The sequence below is a fragment of the Paenibacillus sp. MY03 genome, from assembly GCF_002165585.1.
Lineage (GTDB): Bacteria > Bacillota > Bacilli > Paenibacillales > Paenibacillaceae > Pristimantibacillus > Pristimantibacillus agaridevorans.
In genome coordinates, this window is record NZ_MXQD01000030.1 from 69,659 (window position 1) to 92,562 (window position 22,904).

At 55.4% G+C, this 22,904-nt stretch carries 20 protein-coding genes and 1 riboswitch; of the genes, 6 read left to right on the forward strand and 14 right to left on the reverse strand.

All coding sequences use genetic code 11. The features are described 5' to 3' along the window. Window positions 1–337: 337 nt before the first annotated feature. From B1748_RS21290 to nirB, 3 genes are read right to left on the reverse strand one after another with little or no spacing between them, the layout of a single operon-like run. Complete coding sequence (locus B1748_RS21290; protein ID WP_087569960.1) at window positions 338–1,357, reverse strand: uroporphyrinogen-III synthase; 1,020 nt, start codon at window positions 1,355–1,357, stop codon at window positions 338–340. 27 nt (window positions 1,358–1,384) lie between these two features. Next, window positions 1,385–1,717: a nitrite reductase small subunit NirD gene (nirD, locus tag B1748_RS21295; RefSeq protein ID WP_087569961.1), complete on the reverse strand. Its 333-nt coding sequence runs from the start codon at window positions 1,715–1,717 to the stop codon at window positions 1,385–1,387. Window positions 1,718–1,742: 25 nt separating this feature from the next. Then, on the reverse strand, window positions 1,743–4,193 hold the full coding sequence (gene nirB / locus B1748_RS21300; protein ID WP_087569962.1) for a nitrite reductase large subunit NirB: 2,451 nt from the start codon (window positions 4,191–4,193) through the stop codon (window positions 1,743–1,745). A 482-nt stretch (window positions 4,194–4,675) separates the two neighbouring features. On the opposite strand from nirB, the gene B1748_RS21305 reads away from it, so the two are divergent. After that, a complete protein-coding gene (locus tag B1748_RS21305; RefSeq protein ID WP_256975815.1) occupies window positions 4,676–5,248 on the forward strand; it encodes an ANTAR domain-containing response regulator in 573 nt (190 codons plus the stop codon). Window positions 5,249–5,491: 243 nt separating this feature from the next. After that, complete coding sequence (locus B1748_RS21310; protein ID WP_179215724.1) at window positions 5,492–6,724, forward strand: nitrate/nitrite transporter; 1,233 nt, start codon at window positions 5,492–5,494, stop codon at window positions 6,722–6,724. Window positions 6,725–7,500: 776 nt separating this feature from the next. Here the strand turns inward: B1748_RS21310 and hisC are convergent. The 5 genes from hisC to B1748_RS21345 form a co-directional block, all read right to left on the reverse strand. After that, window positions 7,501–8,559, reverse strand: a complete 1,059-nt coding sequence (gene hisC / locus B1748_RS21315) for a histidinol-phosphate transaminase (protein WP_087569963.1) — start codon at window positions 8,557–8,559, stop codon at window positions 7,501–7,503. Further along, window positions 8,556–9,020, reverse strand: coding sequence for a VanZ family protein (locus B1748_RS21320; RefSeq protein WP_087569964.1), 465 nt, complete (start codon window positions 9,018–9,020; stop codon window positions 8,556–8,558). The genes hisC and B1748_RS21320 overlap by 4 nt, the downstream gene beginning before the upstream one ends. Window positions 9,021–9,071: 51 nt before the next feature. Then, window positions 9,072–9,590, reverse strand: a complete 519-nt coding sequence (locus B1748_RS21325; RefSeq protein WP_179215725.1) for a GNAT family N-acetyltransferase — start codon at window positions 9,588–9,590, stop codon at window positions 9,072–9,074. Window positions 9,591–9,693: 103 nt separating this feature from the next. Beyond that, window positions 9,694–10,509, reverse strand: coding sequence for a molybdenum cofactor guanylyltransferase (gene mobA, locus B1748_RS21330; protein ID WP_306299337.1), 816 nt, complete (start codon window positions 10,507–10,509; stop codon window positions 9,694–9,696). A 740-nt stretch (window positions 10,510–11,249) separates the two neighbouring features. After that, window positions 11,250–12,914: a glutamine--tRNA ligase/YqeY domain fusion protein gene (locus B1748_RS21345; RefSeq protein ID WP_087569968.1), complete on the reverse strand. Its 1,665-nt coding sequence runs from the start codon at window positions 12,912–12,914 to the stop codon at window positions 11,250–11,252. A gap of 346 nt (window positions 12,915–13,260) precedes the next feature. After that, a riboswitch (cyclic di-AMP (ydaO/yuaA leader) is annotated at window positions 13,261–13,412 on the forward strand. 4 nt (window positions 13,413–13,416) lie between these two features. On the opposite strand from B1748_RS21345, the gene B1748_RS21350 reads away from it, so the two are divergent. Further along, window positions 13,417–13,899 carry a C40 family peptidase gene (locus tag B1748_RS21350; protein WP_087569969.1) on the forward strand — a complete coding sequence of 161 codons (483 nt, stop codon included), beginning with the start codon at window positions 13,417–13,419 and terminating at the stop codon, window positions 13,897–13,899. An 86-nt stretch (window positions 13,900–13,985) separates the two neighbouring features. Here B1748_RS21350 and B1748_RS21355 read toward each other — a convergent pair whose 3' ends face one another. Then, window positions 13,986–15,284 (reverse strand): MFS transporter, encoded by a 1,299-nt coding sequence (locus tag B1748_RS21355; protein WP_087569970.1) that lies wholly within the window; start codon window positions 15,282–15,284, stop codon window positions 13,986–13,988. Between the two features lie 59 nt (window positions 15,285–15,343). Here B1748_RS21355 and B1748_RS21360 point away from each other — a divergent pair, with 59 nt between their 5' ends. Next, a complete protein-coding gene (locus B1748_RS21360) occupies window positions 15,344–15,880 on the forward strand; it encodes a GNAT family N-acetyltransferase (RefSeq protein ID WP_087569971.1) in 537 nt (178 codons plus the stop codon). Window positions 15,881–15,919: 39 nt separating this feature from the next. On the opposite strand, the gene B1748_RS21365 is transcribed toward B1748_RS21360, so the two are convergent. After that, the gene (locus B1748_RS21365; protein WP_087569972.1) at window positions 15,920–17,155 is read right to left on the reverse strand and encodes an EAL domain-containing protein; all 1,236 of its coding nucleotides are present in this window, start codon (window positions 17,153–17,155) and stop codon (window positions 15,920–15,922) included. Window positions 17,156–17,243: 88 nt separating this feature from the next. Continuing rightward, window positions 17,244–17,537, reverse strand: coding sequence for a hypothetical protein (locus B1748_RS21370; protein WP_087569973.1), 294 nt, complete (start codon window positions 17,535–17,537; stop codon window positions 17,244–17,246). Between the two features lie 121 nt (window positions 17,538–17,658). Between B1748_RS21370 and motA the strand changes: the two genes are divergently transcribed. Beyond that, window positions 17,659–18,459 (forward strand): flagellar motor stator protein MotA, encoded by an 801-nt coding sequence (gene motA / locus B1748_RS21375; protein ID WP_087569974.1) that lies wholly within the window; start codon window positions 17,659–17,661, stop codon window positions 18,457–18,459. After that, window positions 18,443–19,294 carry a flagellar motor protein MotB gene (locus tag B1748_RS21380; protein ID WP_087569975.1) on the forward strand — a complete coding sequence of 284 codons (852 nt, stop codon included), beginning with the start codon at window positions 18,443–18,445 and terminating at the stop codon, window positions 19,292–19,294. Before motA ends, B1748_RS21380 begins: the two co-directional genes overlap by 17 nt. Before the next feature lie 131 nt (window positions 19,295–19,425). Here B1748_RS21380 and rluF read toward each other — a convergent pair whose 3' ends face one another. Genes rluF through B1748_RS21395 form a run of 3 tightly spaced genes read right to left on the reverse strand, consistent with a single transcriptional unit; the run spans window position 19,426 to window position 22,714 of the window. After that, on the reverse strand, window positions 19,426–20,127 hold the full coding sequence (rluF, locus tag B1748_RS21385; RefSeq protein WP_087569976.1) for a 23S rRNA pseudouridine(2604) synthase RluF: 702 nt from the start codon (window positions 20,125–20,127) through the stop codon (window positions 19,426–19,428). A 41-nt stretch (window positions 20,128–20,168) separates the two neighbouring features. After that, window positions 20,169–20,843, reverse strand: a complete 675-nt coding sequence (locus B1748_RS21390; protein ID WP_179215726.1) for a Rossmann-fold NAD(P)-binding domain-containing protein — start codon at window positions 20,841–20,843, stop codon at window positions 20,169–20,171. A gap of 41 nt (window positions 20,844–20,884) precedes the next feature. Next, window positions 20,885–22,714 carry a PAS domain S-box protein gene (locus B1748_RS21395; RefSeq protein ID WP_256975817.1) on the reverse strand — a complete coding sequence of 610 codons (1,830 nt, stop codon included), beginning with the start codon at window positions 22,712–22,714 and terminating at the stop codon, window positions 20,885–20,887. Between the last annotated feature and the right edge of the window lie 190 nt (window positions 22,715–22,904).

Consider the following 22,904-nt stretch of genomic DNA (forward strand, 5'->3'; position numbering starts at 1 on the left):
ACCGCCTTTTTCTCGGCTTACAGTTCCGCAAGTTACTCCGGCTATCTCTGCAATCTGATTTAATCGGGCTTTTGCAAGCCGCGCCGCATTATGCACTTCAACTACTCGAGCACTAAGCCCCTGCGCCCGCGCCTAAGATTGGCGTGGCATCAATGCCGTCAAGCCGCGAAGCGAACGGCTCACCTACACGCTATCACCGCGACGGCTTCCCGCCATGCGAGGCTCTCGCGCAGGTTCACAACTGGGCCGAATGACGATGGCGACAGGGCTAGTCAATTCCCGAACCTGCCCGGCAAATTGACGAACCTTAGCAACTCACCGTCATTGCCATCTCCCTTCACAACTTCATACCCGAGGCCGCGCAATCGCCGGCAATACCGGCAACGGCGGCAAACTCATCCGCCTCGCTCTTCTCGCCCTCCTTGCCTTCCTTGCTTTCCTCGCCATTCTTGCCCTTCTTGCCGTACCTGCCTTCCTCGTCCGCTTCGCCCCTCTTGCCTTCCTCGTCTTCCTTGTCCTTCCCGCATTCCTCGCCGCTTATCGCCGATCGGCTGCCGTAATACTTGGAGATCGCTACGACCATGCTGCCCATCCGCTCCTCCTCCGGATAGAGCACCCGCTCCACGCCTTCTTCCGTCAGCGCCTCGGCCGTCACCTTACCCACGGCTACCGCCAGCACGCCATCGCCGAATGCCCGAAGCAGCGCTTCCCGCTTGCCAAGGGCCGCAGCGACGTTCATTACGCAACGAACCTGCACCGTGCTTGTAAAAGCAACCGCCTGTACGGCTCCCCGAAGCACCTCGTCGATGAGTACCTCGACGGAGTCGCCTTCCGGCGGGACATGCCGATACGGCAGCAGTTCCTCGCAGACGGCGCCGCGTTCGCGCAGCTTGCCGGTAATCTTGGGCGCTGGATCGCCGTACAGCTGGAGAACGACGCGTTTGCCACGCAGATCGGCATCGCCCATTTCCGCCAGCATGCCGGCCGTCGTTCCGTCGTTATCGCGGATGACGGGCGTTATGCCGAGCTTCCGCAGCACGTTGACCGTTTTGTAGCCGCGTGCCCCTACTTTCATTTTGCCGAGCGCTTCCAGAAAGGGGGCCGTCAGCCCTAGCCGCTCCGACGTCTGCAGAAGCGCCTCCGTCCCGACCCCCGTTGTCAGAAGCAGCCAATCCGCGGGCTGCCGTATCAAATCCCTCAGCTGCTTCTCGATCATGCTGTCATCCAGAAATACCGTTCCTTGCGCCGGTCGCACGACCGTCTCGCCTCCGAACTTGGCGATCATGCGCCCGATCTCCTCCGCCTTGCGCGGTCCCGTGACCGCGACCGTGACGCCTTCCATCCGAGCTGTTCCCATCTCCAGCCCTCCCTTCCATCCGCGTTCTTATGAAGCTCGCATATTCGACAGGTTAACGGACAGATGCACGTTGCCAAGCTCGTCGATACGGATCGGGAATGCCGTCACGCAGCCGTCGTCCGGCGCCTGTACCTTGCCATCGTTCAGATCGATCTTCCAATCATGCAGCGGACAGTAGACGTGATGATCGCATACCATTCCTTCCGACAGCTTCCCCTGCTTGTGCGGGCAGCTATTCTCGATGGCCTTCAGGCTGCCGTCCGACAGCTTGAACACGGCGATCTCGACCCCTTCCAGCTTCAACACGCGGCTTCTGCGTTCCTGAAATTCCGACACATGGGCGACAATCAGTTCCGTCATGGTTTTATTCCCCCTGCCTATTCTCTCATTTGGACTCGCCGGCCGCAGCAGCTTCGGGGCTAGTCGGTCCGGTAAGCGCGTCGAACGCTTTGCGCAAACCGTCATTCTCGATAATTTGTTTCCATGGATCTTCCTGCATCAGGCTGAGCGCCTTGTCGATCCGCGAAATAAGAGCATCCCGTTTTCCCTTGGTCGCCAGCGCCGCCTTGATCGTATCCAGGCCGATCCGGATCGACCATTCGCTCGTCCGCTCTCCCCAGTCCGCCGTCTCGCGGTAATATTGAAGATACGCAGCCGTCCAATCCATGACCTCTTGCTCCGTCTTCACCTTTACGAGCAGATCCGCCGCGCGCACTCTCGTGCCGCCGTTGCCGGCTACGTAGAGCTCCCATCCGCCGTCGATGGCAACGACGCCAAGATCCTTGATCGTCGCTTCCGCGCAGTTCCGCGGGCATCCCGACACGGCAAGCTTTACCTTATGCGGCGTGCTCAGCCTCTCGAACTTCTTCTCGAGGTCGATGCCCATCTGGATGGCATCCTGCGTGCCGAAGCGGCAGAACGTATTGCCCACGCAGGTTTTTACCGTACGCAGCGCCTTGCCGTAGGCATAACCCGATGGCATGTCGAGATCCTTCCACATACTCGGCAGGTCTTCTTTTTTCACGCCCAGCAAGTCGATCCGTTGACCGCCCGTGATTTTCACCAGAGGCACGTCATACTTCTGCGCCACGTCCGCAATGCGCTTCAGATCCTTCGGCGTCGTTACGCCGCCATAGATGCGGGGCACTACGGAGAAGGTGCCGTCCTTCTGAATGTTGGCATGGTTCCGTTCGTTGACGAACCGCGATTCCGGCTCATCCTCGTGATCCTCCGGCCAGATCATGCCGAGATAATAATTGATTGCGGGGCGGCACTTCGTGCAGCCTTCCGGGTTATGCCAGCCCAGCACATGCATGACTTCCTTGGTCGTCGTCATCCGCATGCTCTTAATGGCTTCCACTACCTCTTCCCGAGAGCGGGTCGTGCAGCCGCATATGCCTTCCTTGGCCGCGGTGACATTGTCCGCCCCGACCGTCGCTTCCAGAATCGCTTCGATTAAAGGCTTGCAGCCCCCGCAGGAGCCGGATGCCTTGGTACACGCCTTAATCTCGCCGATACTGACGCAGCCCTTCTCCGTTATCGCCTCCACGACGGTATCCTTCGCTACGCCGTTGCAGCCGCAGACGATCTCGTCGCCGCTCATGGCCGACACCAGATCCGTATTGCTTGTTCCTTTCCCGCCGCCCGCCGCGCCGAACAGAACTTCCTTCTCCCTGCCGGAGAAATCTTCGCCGCTTCTAATGTAGGAGAAAATGCGCGAGCTGTCCGTCGTGTCGCCGAAGAGCACGGTACCGATGATTTTGCCGTCCTTGAAAACGACCTTCTTATAGATGCCGTCCAGATCGTCCTGAACCCGAAGAGCCTTCGTACCCGGTTCGTCCAGGAAGATGCCGGCGGAGAATACGTTGACGCCCGAAACCTTCAGCTTCGCGGACAGCACCGTTCCGTGGTAGCCGTCGCTATCGACGCCCGCCAGCCGCTTGGCCAGCACGGCTCCCTGCTCGTAGAGCGGAGCCACCAACCCATAGGAGATGCCACGATGCTCGGCGCATTCGCCTACGGCATAAATGTTCGGCACGTTCGTGCCCATATAGTCATCGACCAGAATGCCTCGGCCCACGCTGATTCCGCTGCGCTTCGCAAGCTCCGCGTTCGGCACGATGCCTACCGCCATGACGATCAGGTCGGCTTCCGCCTCCATACCGTCCTTGAACTTCAGCCCGGATACGCGATCGCCCCCGGTAATCCGCTCCGACTGCTTGTTCAGAAGGAAATGCATACCCTGGCGTTCCAGCTCCTCTCGGAGCATGACGGACGCGGTCGCATCCAGCTGCCGGTTCATCAGGTAAGACGTGACGTGAACGACGCTAACCTCCATGTTCAGATTCAGCAAGCCGCGCGCGGCCTCCAACCCCAGCAAGCCGCCGCCGATCACGACCGCTTTGCGGTAAGCTTTGGCCGTCTCGATCATCGTCTCGCAGTCCTTCATGTCCCGGAAGGCGATGACGCCTTCCTTATCCGCTCCCGGGAGCGGCAGCATATACGGCAGCGACCCCGTCGCCAGCACCAGCTCGTCGTAAGGGATGACGAGACCTCCGTCGGTCTCGACCTTGCGAGCTTCCGCATCCATGTTCGTCACCGTGTGTCCGGTATGGAGCTTAATGCCGTTGTCCTCGTACCAGCTCCAGTCGTTTAATACAATATCTTTCATGTCGGCATCGCCGGCAAGCACGGATGATAACATGATCCGATTGTAGTTCGGATGCGGCTCGGCGCCGATAATCGTAATCTCGTATCTGTTGGGATTAAGCTTAAGCAGTTGTTCGATAAAGGATACGCCCGCCATGCCGTTGCCAACCATCACCAGTTTCTTCATCGTGGTCCCCTCCTGCGTTCGTAAAACATGAAAAGCCTACCCCCGACATGCGCCATGCATGAAGGAAGTAGGCCTCTTTGCCAACCAGGATGCGACACGCCGTTGTGCCGACTTGGAATAATTATTGCAAGTATACCTGCCTTTCAACGTTTATGTCAATATACCTAACACATTTTAGGCTAAAGTGTTGATTTTAGCATCCAAGAAACATAATCTAACATTAAGATTTTTTGAAGGCAGCACTGCCACGACGAGCGAGCGCGATTACAAGCGGCTGTTTTCACCAAATATGGATTGCATTTTCCCGATAAAGCCGCATTTCCACCTAGTTTATGTGATAAAGCAACCGAATTCGTCTCGTTTTTCACTAACAGGTCCTCAAACAGCCCATTCCTACCATCGACAGAGATCAAGCGCTGTGTTATATTTACTTACAAATTTCCCAAGATCGACGAATCGGACGATAAGAGGTGGAGTCAAACATGCTGAAAATCATTCTGTTCATCGAGCCAAGAACAACCGGGGCAGACACGGCAACGGACAATCTCCGCCGGAACTGCAAAAAGCTGCATTGCGTCAAAAGCGAGGCCGACGCGCTTGGACTTGTCATGATCGCCGACGTTGCCGTCATCCACGCGCCTGCTCCGGAGATGCTGAAGCTGCAGCACGCGTTGACCGGAACCAGGAAACTGCCGATTTTTTGGCTGAACAGCTTCCTGGACAAAGACGCGAAGCCGGAGCAGGAAGACTGGGGATTTGCGCTTGACGGCCTGCTGTTCCCCACCATGCGCCCTACCGAGATGGGTTATGCGCTGAGCTTCGGCATCCACGGCTGGAAGCAGCGCAAGCGCTGGGCAGAAGAGAAAGAGAGCCTGTCGCTCCGCTTGGAGGAACGCAAGTGGATCGATCAAGCCAAGGCGGTTCTTAGCGAGATCAAAGGCATCTCGGAGAACGAGGCCTACGATTTCCTGCGCAAGCAAGCTATGAATGAACGGAAGAGGGTCGGTGAAGTTGCCGCCAATATCGTGAAAGTATATCAACTCATCCATGGATAATTTTTTTATGTAAGGTATATTGACATAAATGTAACCCTCAATCTATAATGCAGGTATGCAAGCGAGCCTTCATGACGAACTTCAATGATGAGGTCCCGTCACGGAAGGGAACTCCCCTTAATCATATCGAGCGAGCACAATGTCGTGCCGCCATGGCAATGAAGCCGCACAACAGTCCTTCGGGATTGTGTGCGGCTTTTGATGTTTACAGATCGTCCTATATTGGAGAGGAGATGCTTCACGATGATTCAACGTAACGGATTTCTTAAGAGCGGCCACAGCCCTTCCTTGTTCAGCTCGTTTCTGTATTTCGATGTCAGCTTTATGATCTGGGTCCTCCTTGGGCCGTTGTCCGTCATTATCATGGGCGACTACGAGATGAACGCGGCGCAAAAAGCCAATCTGGTCGCCCTGCCGATTCTCGGCGGCTCCATCCTCAGGCTTGTTTTCGGCTACCTGGCTGATCGCATCGGGCAGAAGCGTTCGGGACAGCTCGGCATGATCATCACGATGATCCCTCTCGTCTACGGCTGGCAATTCGTAAGCTCGTTATCCGAGCTGTACGTCGTCGCTATGCTGCTCGGCGTCGCGGGCGCATCCTTCGCCGTAGCTCTGCCGCTGGCCAGCCGGTGGTACCCGCCGCAATATCAGGGACTGGCAATGGGTATCGCCGGCGCAGGCAACAGCGGCACGGTATTCGCCACCTTGTTCGCCAACCGGATCGCGGAGCATTACGGCAGCTGGCAGGCGGTATTCGGCCTGGCGCTGATCCCGATCGTGATCGTGTTCATCGTGTTCAGCATTATCGCCAAGGACAGCCCAGATCAGCCCGCTCCCAAGAAGCTCCGCGACTACGGCGCGATTCTGAAGCAGCGCGACGCATGGATGTTCTGCATCATGTACAGCGTTACTTTCGGCGGATTCGTCGGCTTGTCGAATTACTTGACGATCTTCTTCAACACGCAATACGGCCTGGACCCGATCCGCGCAGCTGACTTCACGACCGTGTGCGTCATCGCGGGCAGCTTCTTCCGTCCCATCGGCGGATGGTTGTCCGACCGCTTCGGCGGCGTGCGCATGCTGTTCGTTCTCTACGGCGTCGTCGGCATCATGCTGGCCAGCGTCTCGTCGCTGCCCCCTCTCACCGCGATGATCATCCTGCTGTTCATAGCGATGATGGCGCTCGGCATGGGGAATGGCGCCGTTTTCCAGCTGGTGCCGCAACGATTCCAGAAGGAGATCGGCATCGTGACGGGCATCGTCGGCGCGGCAGGCGGCGTAGGCGGATTCTTCCTGCCGAAGATTCTGGGCAACCTGAAGCTGACGACGGGCTCCTACACATCCGGCTTCCTTATCCTCAGCGTTATTGCCTTGGCTTGCATCGCGCTTATCGCCTTGGTGCAAGGCAGCTGGAAGCGGACATGGATTGCCCAGGGCGGCCGTGCCCGCGTCGAGGATTCGACGATGGCTCAGTAGCGGCGGCTGAACCTGGCCGCTCGGCAGTCCGACGGTACGTTTCCGAGGCGAGGCGGTTGTATATTGAGGGATGCTGCAGGGGTGCTTTGAGGGGGGGAGGGATGCTTCGAGAGTAATTGTGCATATATACATAATTACTCGACGAGAAATGGCCGCCGAAAGCCAAATTGATCAAATATGTACAAATCGAGTCTCAGAAAGGCCGATTCAACCTTATCAGGCTCCACATTTGTGTATATTTGAACAATTCCAGCAGATTGAGCAGGTTACAGACATTAATTTGAGCATAAATGCACAATTGGCAGTAGGTAACAAGAGTAACTTTAGGCACTTCCGCACCACCAGACACATTTCAGCAGTTTGTTTGAGCAATTCCGCGCCACTAAGCACGTAGCAACAGTTTGTTTGAGCAATTCCGCACCACTAGACACGTTGCAACAGTTTGTTTGAGCACATCTGCACAATTATCCATCCGCGAGCCGGACGGAGGCCGTCCTCCTCAGACGGCTTCACCGCGACCGCTTGATAGCCCCCGCCATTAAGCCCGTCGGAGCACGGGAGAGCTGGCTCGCAATGCGGGCGCCTCGCGCGCGGCAGACTTCGCCGGAGACTTCCGACTCTCCGGCGATCATGCGCCGCAGGCGCCCGCCACTAACCAAAAACAACAGCCATGCCAGGCCCCGTCCCATCCGGGCGCCTGTCATGGCTGTTGTTTTGTTTGGCGATTATTTATGAATTGGCTCTGTTCCGCGCCATCGCCGCGGACCGTTTTTCCGCTACTCCACGATCTCCCTCAGAGCCCCGACGAACGTATTCATCTCCTCGTCGGTGCCGATGCTGACACGCAAGTAGTTGTCGATGCGCGGGGAATTGAAGTAGCGCACCAGCACGCCCCGCTCCCGAAGTTCCGCGAACAGCTCGCTTGCCGGAATAGCAGGATGCTCGATGAACAGGAAGTTCGCCTTGGAGTCCGTCGAACGGAAACCAAGCTCCTTCACTTGCCGAGCTACGCGCTCACGGGTCGCAACCACCTTATCCGTCGTTTCGCGGAAGTAAGCTTCGTCCGCAAGCGAGGCTACCGCGCCGCGAAGAGCGACTCGATCCATTGTGTAGGAGTTGAACGAGTTTTTAATCCGATTAAGACCGTCGATCAACTCCTCCGAGCCGAATGCAAAGCCGACGCGAAGTCCCGCTAGCGAACGAGACTTCGACAACGTCTGCACGACGAGCAGATTCGGGAATTGCGGCACCAGGGTTACCGCTGATTCTCCGCCGAAGTCGATATATGCTTCGTCGATGATGACGACGTTGTCAGGATTGCGCTCCAGCAAGGAGCGAATCTCGGACAGCGGAATGAGCTGCGCCGTCGGCGCGTTGGGATTCGGCATGATGATGCCGCCGTGTTCGCCCTGGAACTGATCCATGGGGATATTGAAATCCTCGTCCAATGGAATCAGCTTGGGCGACAGTCCGTACAGCTTGGCATACACCTTGTAGAAGCTGTATGTAATATCCGGGAACAGCAGAGGCTTCGCGGGATCGAAGAACGCCGCGAACGCAAACGCCAGCACTTCGTCCGAGCCATTGCCGACGAAGGTCTGCTCAGGCGACAAACCGTAATAATTCGCTGCTGCCCGAACGAGCTCGTCGCAGGTAGGATCGGGGTATAGACGCAGGTCGTAATTAACCGCGTCTTCCATCGCTTTCAGCGCGGCAGGGGAAGGCGGGTACGGATTTTCGTTGGTATTCAGCTTTACATAGGTCTTGTCCTTGGGCTGCTCACCGGGCACGTATGGCACGAGCGAAGCTGCAAGCGGACTCCAGAACTTGCTCACTTGTTCAATCTCCCTTCTGTCATGAACGGCCGCGCCAGCATCAGACCGATCCAGGCGCCCGCCGTGTTCAGCAGTATGTCGTCAATATCGAAGCTGCCAACGCGAAGCAACATCTGCGCCAGCTCCACGCATGTAATTATCGTCACGCAAGCCGCCACCATCCGGAAGCCGGACCTGAACCGCTTGTTAAACAACGGCAGGAACATACCGATGGGGATGAAGAGGACGACGTTTCCGAATAAATTTTTGAACCAGGTGTCGAAGTTGAAGTGGTCCCGGTGCACGATATATCGCTCTATCGTATCGAACGGCACCAAATTGTACGCATAACCGGTGTAGAAATAGCGATTCCGATAGAATAGCAAGTATAACATAATAGCGGCATAGACCAATGCGCAAATCAACAAGAAGCCGTTAAAAAAGATGTTCTTACTGTAGGCGTTCCGAAACAGCTTGACCACCGCCACCCCCTAACCGCCCCTTGCTGGAAGGGAGCTGAGTATTGCGTGAAGTTACGTTACTCGAAGACCCGCAATGACCAAATCCCGCTCCACGCCGTCCAACACAGCCACTCTCGGCAGCAAGCCCCAACGCTGGAATCCAAACTTCTCAAGCAATGCCAGACTCGGCCCATTATGACCGAAGATGAAGCCGACAAGCGTCGTCAGACCCAGCCGCGGACATGCCTCTATCGCCTTTTCGATCAGGTAGGAGCCCAGTCCCTGCGAACGATATTCCTCCGCAATATAGATGCTGATCTCCGCCGTCGCCTGGTAAGCGGCTCTGCCATAGAACGATTGGAAGCTCAGCCAAGCCGCGATTTCGCCGTCTTCCCGCCTGCGAACAACCCAGATGGGTCTTTCCTCCGGCGAATGGGCATTGAACCAGGCTCGTTTGCTCTCTACCGATACCGGCTCGAGATCCGCGGTCACGACCCGACCCGCAATAGTAGAATTGTATATCTCCACGATGCAATCCAAATCCCGCTCGGCTGCGTCCCTTATTTCATACGTCTGATTGATGTCAGTCATCTCCGATGTCCCTGCCTTCCGTCATCCTCTGCCGATTGCTCCAGCTGCTCTTGCTGTCTGTTGCGGCCATCGTCGTCCCGCTTATCTTATTTAGTGTACTCACTCATTCTTCTATCTTATGAGGCTTGTTCGCCAAATACGTCTCGTATTGCTCCGGCGTATTCAGATTATAGAGTCCGTATGCCGCCTTCTCCTGCTCGGTCAGTGTCAGCTCGACGGCTCCGGCGCGGCGCAGCAAAGAGATCAGACGGTAATCGCCGTCGGCTAACGCCCGCTCCGCGAGCCGCGCAAGCCCCGTGTGGTACAGCGCGTGCAGCGGCTCGCCTTGGGCTGCGACTGCCGGGGCGCCGTTCGCCATCGCTTCGTGCAGCAATCGCACGAGCCATTGTCGCGACAGCTCCGGCGTATCGCAGGCGGTCGCATACGCATAGCCATCCGGCAGCGCAGCCAGTCCCGCCGCGAGACCTGCAACCGGCCCCGCGTCCTGCTGCCGGTCGAGGACGAATGCGACTCCGCCGGGCAACGGGCCGAGCAAGCTCCGATAGGCGGCTTCCCGCTCCGGCGAGCTAACCGCCACAACGATCTCGCCCGTCACCGCCTCTCGCAGCTCGCCGATAAGTCGCGCCAGCAGCGGTCGTCCTCCCACGGGCAGCAATGCCTTGTCCCGCCCCATGCGCGAGCTTCGCCCTCCAGCCAGGATCACCCCGTGGCAGATCGGAATAAGCCGCGCTTGTAGCGGGTTCGACAGGTCCGGTAGGACCGGTGGGTTTGGTGGGTTCAGTAGGTCCGGTGGGTCCGGTGGGGCCGGTGGGTTCGACAGGTTCAGTATGCCCGGTGGGACCGGTGGGTTTGACAGGTTCGGTATGCCCGGTGGGGCCGGTGGGTTTGGCGGGTTAGTCCCAAATTCGGTTACCGTCATTGTCCCGCCCCCTCGCGCCTAGTTACTCAACTTCTTACGAACATCTTCGACGCTTTTTGCCCATTTTGTCGGTGTTCCTCTTTGCGCTCCTTCACCAACCGTTACGCTCTCACATACAACCCACGGTTACTCCAATTCTAACAGACAACAACGACGCTATTTGCCCATTTCAGCGCATTTCCGAATTCTATCGGACACCAGCGACGCTATAACTGGTTAATAACAGCCAACTGGCTCGTTCGGGGCCATATAGCGTCTTCTATGTCCCTTAGAATCGCTCCATACCCGTTTTTGCTCGAATAACGTCTCGCATGTCCGTTAGCCCACACTTGTCTGCTAAATCCCTACCGCCTGCCAACTTGCTCCATTCATTTTGCCCGCTACCTGAATACTGTCGCCATTCCAAAAAAGCCGGCCAAGCCGTGAGGCTGGACCGGTTCGGCGCTCCACGGAGCCAAACACATCCGTAAGATCGCAAGATCGAGCTAATCCCCCAGATCGAGCGAACTCATCAGTCTGGGCGAGGCTTGCGAGGGACCCGATCTCGCTGGATCTTTGGCCCTCCAGCTCTCGCCGCTCCCTGGCACCCGCACTCTCGCTGTCCTCTGGCACTCCAGCCCGCCGATCTCTGGCACCCGCACTCTCGCTGTCCTCTGGCACTCCAGCCCGCTGATCTCTGGCCCCCGCTCTCTCGCCGATCTCACCCTCGCACTCTCGCCGATCTCAGGCCCTCCCGCTCCCTAAGCCTTGGTCGGGTCGAACGAGCTCTTGAGCGACACGATTCGATTAAAGGCCAGCTTGCCGCCGCCCGAATCCTTGGAGTCGACGCTGAAGTAGCCGTGGCGGAAAAACTGGAACTTGTCGCCTCCGACAGCGTCCTTCATGTTCGGCTCTACGTAACCTTGCTCGACTTGCAGCGAATTCGGATTGATGCGTTCCAGGAACGACTTATCGGACCCTTGCGACGCCTCGTCCAAAATAAGCGGCTCGTATAAACGGAAGTCCGCCGGTACCGCCTGCGACGCTTCAACCCAATGGATCGTCCCCTTCACCTTGCGCTCGCTAAATCCGCTCCCGCTTTTCGTCTTCGGATCGTACGTGCAGCGAAGCTCTACGACTTCGCCGTTCTCGTCCTTCACGGCCTCTTGGCAAGTAATGAAGTAAGCATGCTTCAACCTCACCTCGTTGCCAGGGAACAAGCGGAAATACTTGCTCGGCGGATTCTCCATAAAGTCGTCGCGTTCGATATAAATTTCGCGCGAGAACGGAATTTGGCGGATGCCCATTTCTTCGTTCTCCGCATTGTTCTCCGCTTCCAGCAGCTCCGTCTGTCCTTCCGGATAGTTGGTGATGACGACCTTAAGCGGCCGCAGCACCGCCATCGTCCGAAGCGCCTTCAGCTTCAGGTCCTCGCGGATGAAGTGCTCCAGATTCCGCTCGTCCACGACGCTGTTGCTTTTGGCAACGCCGATCTCGCGGCAGAATGCGCGAATCGCCTCCGGCGTGTAGCCGCGGCGGCGCATGCCGCTGATCGTCGGCATCCTCGGGTCGTCCCAGCCGTCTACAACGCCCTCGTCTACGAGCTGCTTCAAATAACGTTTGCTCATCACCGTGTTGGTGATGTTTAGCCGCGCGAATTCGTACTGGCGGGGAGTGCTCTCCATCTCGCATTCCGCGATCGCCCAGTCGTATAGCGGACGATGGTCCTCGAACTCCAGCGTACAAACGGAATGGGAAATCCCTTCGATCGCGTCGCTGAGCGGGTGGGCGTAATCGTACATGGGATAGATGCACCAAGCGTCGCCTGTCCGGTGATGATGCGAATGGGAGATCCGATAGAGAACGGGATCGCGCATCGTGATATTTGGCGAACCCATGTCGATCTTCGCCCGCAGGACGCGCTCGCCATCCTTGAATTCTCCCGCGCGCATCCGCGCGAACAGATCCAGATTTTCCTCCACGCTGCGATTTCGGCCAGGACTTTCCTTGCCCGGCTCCGTAAGCGTCCCTCTCATCTCGCGCATCTCGTCCGCCGTCAAGTCGCAGACGTAGGCCTTTCCTTTCTTAATAAGAAGCACCGCTCGATTATATAACTCTTCGAAGTAGTCCGAGGCGAAACGCAGCTCATCCCAATCGAAGCCCAGCCAGCGCACGTCCTCCTGGATGGCCTCAACGTACTCCGTGTCCTCCTTGACGGGATTCGTATCATCGAAGCGCAGATTCGTCTTTCCTTTGAACTCATCCGCGAGCTCGAAGTTCAGACAGATCGACTTCGCATGTCCGATATGCAGATAGCCGTTCGGCTCCGGCGGGAAGCGCGTAACGACCTCTTGCACGCGGCCGCTCTTTAAATCTTCCACGACAATATTTTTGATGAAATTGGAGGATGATGACTTGTTCTCCATTGTGTTTTCCACTTGCGACCTACCCCTTTTCCACTCGTGCGCCCATCCGGGGAATGTCTGGCAATCCCCAGGCCTTCACGTCGATTCTAACGTTGTTTATAGAGGATTGTCCGACACGGGACAACACCCTTCGCCTTATCGCGCCTCGCCGCTTTCAACAACGACAGCCGATTCATTGTATCTCCTTATGATACACAAAATTTAGCTAAATTACACGCTTTGGAAGCGCCTTCTACCCATGGTTTTTGAATTTGAAACGGATTATTTATGAATCTAATATTAATATCTTCTCATATTCAACACGAATCTACATTTTGCCATTATTATAATCCTTAGAAAATAACTTTGGATGACATTGCCTAATTCCCAATCGGGAAACGGGGGAACCACTCTGGGTGAATTGACTTCGACGTCTGGTGTTCTACAGCGCCTGAGAAGTCATAGGGAACCTTCAACCGAACCCCACAGCTAACCTCGTCGGCACCGGAAGGAGAACCATAAGTTGAAGAAGAAGATTAGCTCTGTTTTACTAGGGCTTGTGCTTCTGCTGGCTTTCCAGGCAGGAAGCGCTTTCGCAAGCTCAGAGATGGACAGCATCATTGATGATGTAATTGGCACGCCATATTCTTACGGCGGGACCACCACAAAAGGTTTTGACTGCTCCGGATTTACCAGCTACGTATTCAAGAAGATGGGCGTTGATCTTCCTCGTAGATCGGTGGACCAAGCAACAGTCGGAACCAAAGTCGCTAAAGCTGATCTGCAGCCAGGCGATCTTGTCTTCTTCGACACAAGCGGCAAGGTAAACGGTGAAATCACGCACGCAGGCATCTACGTAGGCGGCGGCAAGTTTGCCCATGCTTCTACAAGCCGCGGAGTTATCATCGACGAACTTAACAGTTCCTATTATAAGTCCCGTTTTGTAACGGCGCGCAGCGTCATGGATGCCAAGCAATTCGAGACTTACGCAGTCGCAGCCAAATAATGGACAAGGCAACAGCCTCCCCGGCAACGGGGAGGCTGTTCTTTTGTTCGACAGTCGTTTGCTTTTCTCATTGTGCAATCCGTCGCTTACGACCGCAGCCGCTCCACGTGACCCGCCAATCTACGCCCTTGATGAAGGATCACTCCAAGCAGGACGAGCATAATGACAACCAGAACGGCAAGATAAACAAGCGTATATTCCACTTCGAAGCGATCCATCAGCCAGCCCGTCATTCTCGGAAACAAGGCGCCGCCGATACCTCCAAATGCTACCATTAGACTAGTCGTTCGCTCCGTCATACCCGGCAGCAAGCTGTTGGCGTACACCAATGCGATGCCGAACACGCCGGAGAAAAACAGTCCGCCAAGCGCAATCAATAGCAGCATCCAATTCAAACTGGTCGTAATCGTCATTAGCAGGAATACGATCGCGGCCCCCAGCGTAGATATCGTCAGGTACCTTCCATAGCCGACCTTCTCCGCAATCACTCCCGCGAACAGCCTGCCCAGTACGATCGTTCCCCAGAACAAGCTAAGTGAAGCAGCCGCGCCGGCTTCTCCCATCTCCGTACGGGTGATGAGTATGGACGGAAGGTAGTTGGAGAAACTCATCTCCATCCCCACGTACATCAGGAAGAACAGCGCGCAGAGAATCAGGAAAGGCAACAGTCGACCCGAATAACCCAGCAAGACGCCTCCCGAAGGTTTGGACATGGTTGCGTCTTCCGGCGAACCCCCGCCGTCGGCGCCCACACTTGTTTCCGCCTTGGCATCAGCATGGCTCGAAGCTGCACGCTCCCTTGCACCTGACGTTGCCGGCCTTGCCGCCAGCCCAAGCTGACTGTCCAGCTCGCCGAAGGACATCGTCAACCATAAAACGAAGGTAATCCCCGCCATGGCGGACAGAATCGGGAATGACAGCTGCCAGATATGCTCTTGAATAAGGAAGGCCACAGTCACCGGTATGATGAGCGCCCCGATTCCGAAGAACGTTTCGAGACGGCTCATGGCCGACGCCTTTCCCTTTACCAGGTCGATGATGGCCGCTCCTACGATTGCCTCCGTCATCCCGAAGCCGACCCCCGCGATGGGAGCGATGGCGAGCATCCATCCCCAAGGCAGCAGCAAGCTGTACGCCGCTTCGCTAAGGGTGAGCAAACCCATGGCCAGCAATACGGCGCCGCGTTTCCCTATGCGCGCCGTCAGAGTAGGGGCTAGCAGAACGCCGACCATAAACCCCAGAAATTGATTCATTATCCACTGGCCGCCATCCTTGTAAGAGACGCCATAATAGGCAATCAACTGTTCTAATACCGAGCCTCCCACCACGTGGGCGATACCAATAACGAGATAAGATAAACATCCGATCCATAGCAGCTTCTTCACGTTGCCGATTCTCCTTACTACATACACGCGCCGTGGCGCCTATCTGATATAATCAAATTATGTTGAATTCTGCAGAGCACGAACCTAACCTTAGTTATTATAAACCAAATCTATCGGCGCTGACTATCGGACCACTGGAAGTCTCCCATGCGGAACAGCTATGTACGTGGAGGTACGAAGAACCATACGAGCGCTTCAACTGGCCGTCCTGGGATCAAATGCAACAGGACGGAATCGAATTCGGTGATCCCGTCCTGCGAGCAGAGCAATATGGAGCCATTCTCGACGAACGGCAAAGGTTGATTGGCTATGCCCAATTCTTCCCCATGGGCAGCGTGACCAGACTTGGCCTCGGACTGTATCCCGACCTGTGCGGCCAAGGGTTGGGCTCTTCGGTTGTCGGTCTCATTGCAGCGGAAGCTCTTCGTCGATGTCCGGGCAACGAGATCGACCTCGAAGTGCTTGTGTGGAATGTCCGGGCCATCCGCGCCTATGAGAAAGCCGGCTTCAGCATTACCGACACCTATCTTCGCCCGTCTTTCAGCGGCGGCGAGCCTGAGTGGTTCCACTGCATGGTGTACGAAGCGCCTCGTTAAGCGCGCGTTTGCAGCTTCCAAGATCTGACGGCCACCTCATTAAGAGGCTTCCCACGGACAAACCTCATCCTTGCTGTCTGCAAACAGGATCAGACCGGGACGGACGAGCACCGAGACCGAACGAATCCATGCTCTGGAATCCAGATCCGTATACGAGCGGGATACGATCGCCCTTCGGCTCTCCCCCAGTTGAACCAGGTTAGGGACAAAATACGGCCTCCAACTCCAATTCGCATACCGGTACTCTTCTTCCCGCTTCCAGACTCCGTCTTCCCCCCTGCTGAAATTCGCGGACAGCTGAATGCCTTCCTCGTTGCATAGATATACCTTGGTGCAAGAGGATTTTAAATGCGGGATAAGCAACTCCAGCCAGTCGTCGGCCTTCTCCGGCAGTACCGCTCCAAGCATAATCGCCTGCAGGTGCTCCGCCAGACGTTCTGCCTGCTGCTGCCACCACCTCTCGGTATGAGCGAGCTGCCTAAGATTGCGATCCAGCTCGTTCTCGATGACGGCGGCAAAGCTTGCCGGACCGATAAAGTCGGCTCCCGCCCGCGCGAACAAGAAACCTTGTACGTACCTGGCGCCGGATTGGATGGCGCGCTCCAGATCCTCTCTCGTCTCCACACCCTCGAACAGCAAAGAGGCGCCAATCTGCTCGGCAAGCTCGGAGAACGAACGAAGCACCCCATAGTAGCCATTGTGCGTCCCGCTTCGTTTGACGATATGCATATCGATCTTGAGCAGGTTGGGTTGAATCTGGGCGATACGATCGGCGCTGCTAAAGCCGCTCCCGACATCGTCGATAGCGATCAGACAACCAGCCGCGCGATAACGGTCGACCACCTCCCGCAGCACATCCATGGAGCCATGGAAACTTTCCTCCGTTATTTCGATCACGATGCGAGCCGGATCGGCATGATGCTTGGCGATCAGATCCAACGTATACAGCTCGCCCTTTTCTCCTTGCCGGTAGATCCAGGCTGGCTTAAGGTTCAGAAAAAGCAGCGGAGGATTTTCTTGGCATGCATGCTTGGCTATCGCCTGCTCTCTCAGCAGTCGGTCAACAAGCAGATGATCCTCCATCGGGATAGCATCATCGCCGAAGAAGGGCCCCAGACTTCTCGGGCCCTTTTCGCCAACGGCTCTTCCAAGCACCTCGTAGCCTTCGATCCTTCTCGTATCGAGCGCAATAATAGGTTGATAGAAGGCTGCTAACGTTTCCCCGTCCAGTCGAAGACTTGGCGGCAACGAGCCCGCCGAATGAGAACCAGTCATGTCGCTCTCTCCAATGTAATGTACATGTTAGCTATCATGCCATTGTGATTTGCTTTTATTCTAATGGAGAGCTGTAACGTTGTAAAGATTAGATGAGGCGAATAATGTGAATGACATTATCTCCTTGCATCACTTCTATAATATGATGCTTGTTGTTGTACACAATTTCACCCTGTCCAACCTTGATGACGGGCTCTTCGCCAAGTCCGAAGAAGACGTCGTCCGCCAACGCTTCCATAACCTCATGCCGATCAGATGTCGGCAGCGCCGCCCACTCTTCCGGCTCCATCTCGAAGAAGGAGTAGCTGCCCTCGATATCCCCCACCGCTTGAGTTAATTCCTTCAATATATCCGCATATTCGCGCGCGTGTCGTACACCCATCGTTCACACATCTCCTTAAAATTATGGTTCGATCTTTATTACTATAATTTCAGAATACCCTTTTGACGATATAAATAGAAGTAGATGGCTCAAATATAGAACATACTGGACGGGGTGTATGATGAAGAACTCAACAATTATCGGTCTTGTGTTAGGTCTAATCGCAGTGCTGGGCGGGATGGTGGTTAAGGGCGCGCACTTAACGTCGCTTATGAATCCCGCAGCCTTTATGATTATTATTCTTGGCACCGTTGCCTCCGTCATGGTCGCCTTCCCAATGTCCGAACTTAAAAAAGTCGGCAAGCTGCTCAAGATTGTCTTCTCCGAGCAGAAGCTCACTTCCCGCGAGGAATTGATCAGCCGTTTCATGGAGTGGGCTTCCATCACCCGCCGCGAAGGTTTGCTCGCGCTCGAGGCTCGCGTCGACGAGATCGAGGACGCCTTTCTGCGCAACGGCATGCGCATGATTATTGACGGCAATGACCAGGATCTCGTCCGCGACGTTCTCCTGGAGGATATCGCCGCTACAGAAGAGCGCCATAAGGCCGGCGCTTTGATCTTTACGCAGGCGGGCACTTACGCTCCCACGCTCGGGGTACTCGGCGCGGTCGTCGGCCTCGTTGCCGCTCTGTCTGAGATGAGCGACATGGACAAGCTCGCAAAGGCGATCGCGGGCGCATTTATCGCAACCTTGCTCGGTATCTTTACAGGTTATGTCCTGTGGCATCCTATTGCCAATAAACTTAAACGGATCTCCAAACAAGAGATCCAGATCAGACTGATGATGCTGGAAGGACTGTTATCCATCCAGTCCGGCGTATCCACGATCGCCATTCACCAGAAGCTTTCCGTATTCCTCACGCCTACGGAGCGGCTGAAGATGAAAGAGAAGGAGGAAGGGGCCGTTGAGCAGAAAGCATAGGAAGCATGACGATCACGAGGAGCACGTAGATGAATCTTGGCTTATCCCTTATGCCGACTTGCTCACCTTGCTGCTTGCGCTCTTTATCGTTCTCTATTCGATGAATTCCGTTGATGTAAAGAAGTTCGAAGAGATGTCCCAAGCGTTTAGCATTGCGCTCAGCAACGGCAGCGGCGTTCTGGACCTTCCCTCGATCGTTAAAGAAGGCGAGGATACGACCAAAAAAAATCAGGGCGGCGACAAGGATAACGACAAGCAAACGGAAAGCCAGCAGCAACAAGAGCAGCAATCCGAGTCCAGCCTGGAAGAGCTGATTAAGAAGGAACAGGCGGAGCTGGACGATTTAAAAAAGAAGATCGACGCCTATATCGACAAGAACGGCCTCACCTCCGATCTGGAAACGAAGATGAACATGTCTCAATTGCTCATCATCATCAGCGATAACGCCTTATTCGCGCCGGCACAAGCTACCGTCAAACCCGAGTCCAAGGAGCTTGCAGCGGCTATAGCGACCATGCTGACGCAATATCCGAATTACGATGTTATCGTTGCCGGCCATACGGACGATACGCCGATCCACAATTCGCAATTCCGCTCGAACTGGGATCTGAGCGTTATGCGCGCGGTCCGCTTCCTGGATGTTATGCTTGAAAACAAGGCGCTCGATGAAAAACGGTTCAGCGCCACCGGATATGGTGAAAACCATCCTGTTGCAGAGAACAACTCGGTCGCGAACAAGGCGAAGAATCGCCGAGTCGAAGTGTCCATTCTGCACACCTATGTCAATACGCAGAGTACACAAAACTTGTCCGTGGGCGGCAACGCCTCACAGTAAGACTAATCGAACAGAGTCCGGGAGCTTATCCGAACACAAAGAAGCTTTCGTCTTCGCCGACATGCGGAGACGAAAGCTTCTTTTTTCCTGAAACGCGCTGCCCCGCCAGAGGACGACGTCAACCGTTTCACCTACCGCGGCTCATATTGCAGCAGATCAAACAGCTCCCTGCGCTCATCTTCGGTCAGGTCGCGCCACTTGCCTACAGCCAACTCGCCGAGATGAATGTTCATAATCCTCACTCTCTTTAATCTGCGGACATGGAAACCGAGTGCCTCGCACATGCGCCGAATTTGCCGATTGCGTCCCTCCGTCAGCACGATACGGAATGTACGCTCCGCGACGCGCGTCACTTTGCAGGGCAACGTCAGACTCCCCAGCACTTTAACCCCTGTAGACATCCCCTTGACGAAAGCTTCCGTAATGGGCCTGTCCACCGTCACGATATATTCTTTCTCGTGTTTCCCTTCCGAACGTAGAATGGGATTAACCACATCGCCGTCGTTCGTAAGCAAAATAAGTCCTTCCGAATCCTTATCGAGCCTCCCGATCGGGAAGATCCGTTCGGAATGTCCCACGAAATCGACGATATTTCCTTTAATATGGCTCTCGGACGTGCTTGTAATACCGACTGGCTTATTAAGCGCGATATAGACGTGGCGGCGCTGCTCGCCAATTTGCCTGCCGTTAACCCGAACATCGTCGCCCTGCTCTGCCTGGCTCCCGAGAACGGCTGTCACGCCATTAATCGTTACCTTGCCGGACTCCACCAGCTTATCCGCCTCCCGGCGGGAGCAGAAGCCGGTCTCGCTTATAAATTTATTGATTCTCACTGCTGCCTCACCTCGCTGTAGCGTATGCTACACTAACTTTCTTATTTGCGCAACAAAGACGCCATCGATCCTATCCGGTTAGAGGGTATGATCCTTTCGAACGTCCCTTTCGTCAGCGCTGCGGCCGCCATGGCTCCAGCGATTGCCTCCGCATGTACGGGCTTGTACTTGCCTAATGGGCCCGCGAACAATAGCGGCATCCATGCCGATAATTTCGCTGCCACGCTCTCCCCGAACCGGAACTCTCCTCTATCGCCCAGAATCAGCGACGGGCGGAAGAGATGCAGCGAGCGCAGCGACAGCGACTGAAGATCCCGCTCCAATCTGCCTTTGACCCTGGTGTAGAAAAACTTGGAGTTCGCGTCTGCTCCAGTCGAGGATACGAGCAGGTAACTCGCTGCCCCTGCCCGCTTTGCGAGCTTCCCCAGCTCCATGGGATAATGATAATCCACCCGCTCAAACCTCTCCTTGGAACCCGCCTTTTTCATGGTTGTGCCGAGCGCGCAATAGACGTCGGTTTCCGCGAATAGCTCGGGCGGCAGTTCTCCGAGCTTCTCGTAGTCGATCACGAGCTGCGTTAGTCTGGGATGCGCAACATTTATGCGCCTGCGCACCAGCACGGTAATCCCCTCATATTCCCTCATCCCAAGCAGAAGCTTTACCAGCTCTCCCCCAACCAGGCCGGTTGCCCCTGCTATAATGGCCCTTCTTCCCATTGCCGACCCTCTCCTTTTCTCTCTCTCTCGAGAAGCCCCTCTTACTGCGCAGCAGGAAGATCTTCTTGGGGCTCCTTCTTCAGTGCCGGGAGCGTCACCTTTACGGAGGTGCCAACATTTACCTGACTTTGAATATCCATCGTACCTTGATGGCTGGTAATGATGCGCTGGCTCACCATAATGCCAAGCCCCGTGCCCGTCTCCTTCGCCGTGAAAAACGGATCGCCGATCTTCGAGATCATCTCCTCCGGAATGCCTACCCCTTCATCCGTTATCGATATTGCGATTCGGTCGCCCTTGCGCTGGATAGAGATATGGACGGAGCCTCCCCCCGGCATAGCTTCAATCGCGTTTTTTAGCAGATTGATAAAAACTTGCTTGAGCTGGTTCTCCTCGCACGAGATTCGGCACTCCTCCTCGGTAATGACGGTCCGGAAAACGATATTATGAAGATGGGCTTCGCTATCCAGAAATACGAGCACATCATTGAGGACGTTGCGTATATCCTTCGTCACGAACTTCGTGGCTTGCGGCTTCGCCAGTATAAGGAATTCTCCGACGATCAGATTAATTCGGTCCAGCTCCGACAGCATCAGATTTACATGGCTTAGAGACAGCTTCTGGCTCTGCTGCTGCAGCTGCAGGAAGCCCCGCAGCGTGGTAAGCGGATTACGAATTTCGTGAGCGACTCCGGCAGCCAGCTGACCAACCGTCGTCAGCTTCTCCGACCGTCTAAGCAGCTCCTCCATCCGGTTCCGGCTGCGCATATCCCGGCAGATGCTTGCGAAGGCGCGGATCGTCCCGTCCGAGTCGCGGATCGGCGATACCATGACGCTGACGGGAATGATCTCGCCCGACTTCGTCATGCGTACAGTCTCTTGGGCCGGCAGCTTCTTGCCGGTCAGGAGCAAGCCGATCATCTGGCGCTTCTCCATGCGGTGAGTGTCCGGCACGGTCGGGAACCTCATGCCGAGCACTTCGGACTCTTCATACCCGAACAACTGCTCGAAGGCCCGATTGATCTGAATCACCTTGCCTTCCAGATCCATGAGATGAATAGCATCATTGGAATGATTAATGAACGACTCCAGATGTTCTTTCATTCGCCGATTCTCTTCGAAAGCCTTTCGAAGCTTATCCATATAGATACTGAGATTTTGCGACATGGCATTAATCTTGAGCGCAAGCAGGCCGAACTCATCCTTGCGTTTGATCTGGATCGGCTTGTGAAATCGGACGGACGACACTTCATTGACCTTCCATAATATGTCCTTGAGGGGGCGAATCATGAAGCCGATCAAAATATAGGTCAATATCATCGTACATAGCAGGAATATGCCTGTGTAGACAAGCGCATGATGCCTCTTCAAGCCAAGCATGCTCTCGATGCTGGACTTGTCGTAGACAACGCTGACCACGAGCCCGCGCGCGTCGGGGCTGGCCAGGAAGCTGCGATAATAAGATCCTCCGTTGTGATCGAACGTGGTATATTGTAAGGATTCGTCCCGATGAGCTTGCGCGATGAACGGATCGTTGTTAGCATCAATATATGTATACGTACCGTAGTTGACCTGACCGGAATCGTTGCCGAACACCGTAATTTCCTTAATGAAAGGATTGATTTCGAGGATCCGGAGAAATATCCCATCCGGCTGAAGCAAACTATCGATGCCGGCTGTATTTTGCGGATTGCCGCGGTTCTCGTAATCTCTGACGGCAAGGCCGGCCTGTTCGGAAGATTGGCGTATGGACGCACTCATTAATTGCTCGAAGCCTTTTACCATGGTATATTCGCTGACCAGATGGTACAGAATGACGACGGACACCAACATGAACGAGATTGCCACCGTCAACTTGGACTTGATCGACAAGGCGTGACCCACCCTTCGCAAGATGATCCGGGAGACTTGCATTACAGGTTGTTCAAAAGTCCGCTTCCCATTACGAAGTATTCCCTGATGCTTACTCGACATCGAACTTTTGAACTTGATTTTTAAGCAGATATACACATTACGTTAACACTGCCCACAATAGTTATGCACAATCGTGGATGGAATGTGC

Bases quoted from the DNA above. Each gene is read 5' to 3' on its own strand.
- B1748_RS21325 (WP_179215725.1), bottom strand. From the start codon at position 9,590: ATGACTGACATCAATCAGACGTATGAAATAAGGGACGCAGCCGAGCGG.
- B1748_RS21305 (WP_256975815.1), top strand. From the start codon at position 4,676: ATGCTGAAAATCATTCTGTTCATCGAGCCAAGAACAACCGGGGCAGAC.
- B1748_RS21370 (WP_087569973.1), bottom strand. From the start codon at position 17,537: ATGGGTGTACGACACGCGCGCGAATATGCGGATATATTGAAGGAATTA.
- mobA (WP_306299337.1), bottom strand. From the start codon at position 10,509: ATGACGGTAACCGAATTTGGGACTAACCCGCCAAACCCACCGGCCCCA.
- motA (WP_087569974.1), top strand. From the start codon at position 17,659: ATGAAGAACTCAACAATTATCGGTCTTGTGTTAGGTCTAATCGCAGTG.
- B1748_RS21345 (WP_087569968.1), bottom strand. From the start codon at position 12,914: ATGGAGAACAAGTCATCATCCTCCAATTTCATCAAAAATATTGTCGTG.
- nirB (WP_087569962.1), bottom strand. From the start codon at position 4,193: ATGAAGAAACTGGTGATGGTTGGCAACGGCATGGCGGGCGTATCCTTT.
- B1748_RS21365 (WP_087569972.1), bottom strand. From the start codon at position 17,155: ATGACTGGTTCTCATTCGGCGGGCTCGTTGCCGCCAAGTCTTCGACTG.
- B1748_RS21360 (WP_087569971.1), top strand. From the start codon at position 15,344: ATGTTGAATTCTGCAGAGCACGAACCTAACCTTAGTTATTATAAACCA.
- B1748_RS21390 (WP_179215726.1), bottom strand. From the start codon at position 20,843: ATGGGAAGAAGGGCCATTATAGCAGGGGCAACCGGCCTGGTTGGGGGA.
- B1748_RS21290 (WP_087569960.1), bottom strand. From the start codon at position 1,357: ATGGGAACAGCTCGGATGGAAGGCGTCACGGTCGCGGTCACGGGACCG.
- nirD (WP_087569961.1), bottom strand. From the start codon at position 1,717: ATGACGGAACTGATTGTCGCCCATGTGTCGGAATTTCAGGAACGCAGA.
- B1748_RS21310 (WP_179215724.1), top strand. From the start codon at position 5,492: ATGATTCAACGTAACGGATTTCTTAAGAGCGGCCACAGCCCTTCCTTG.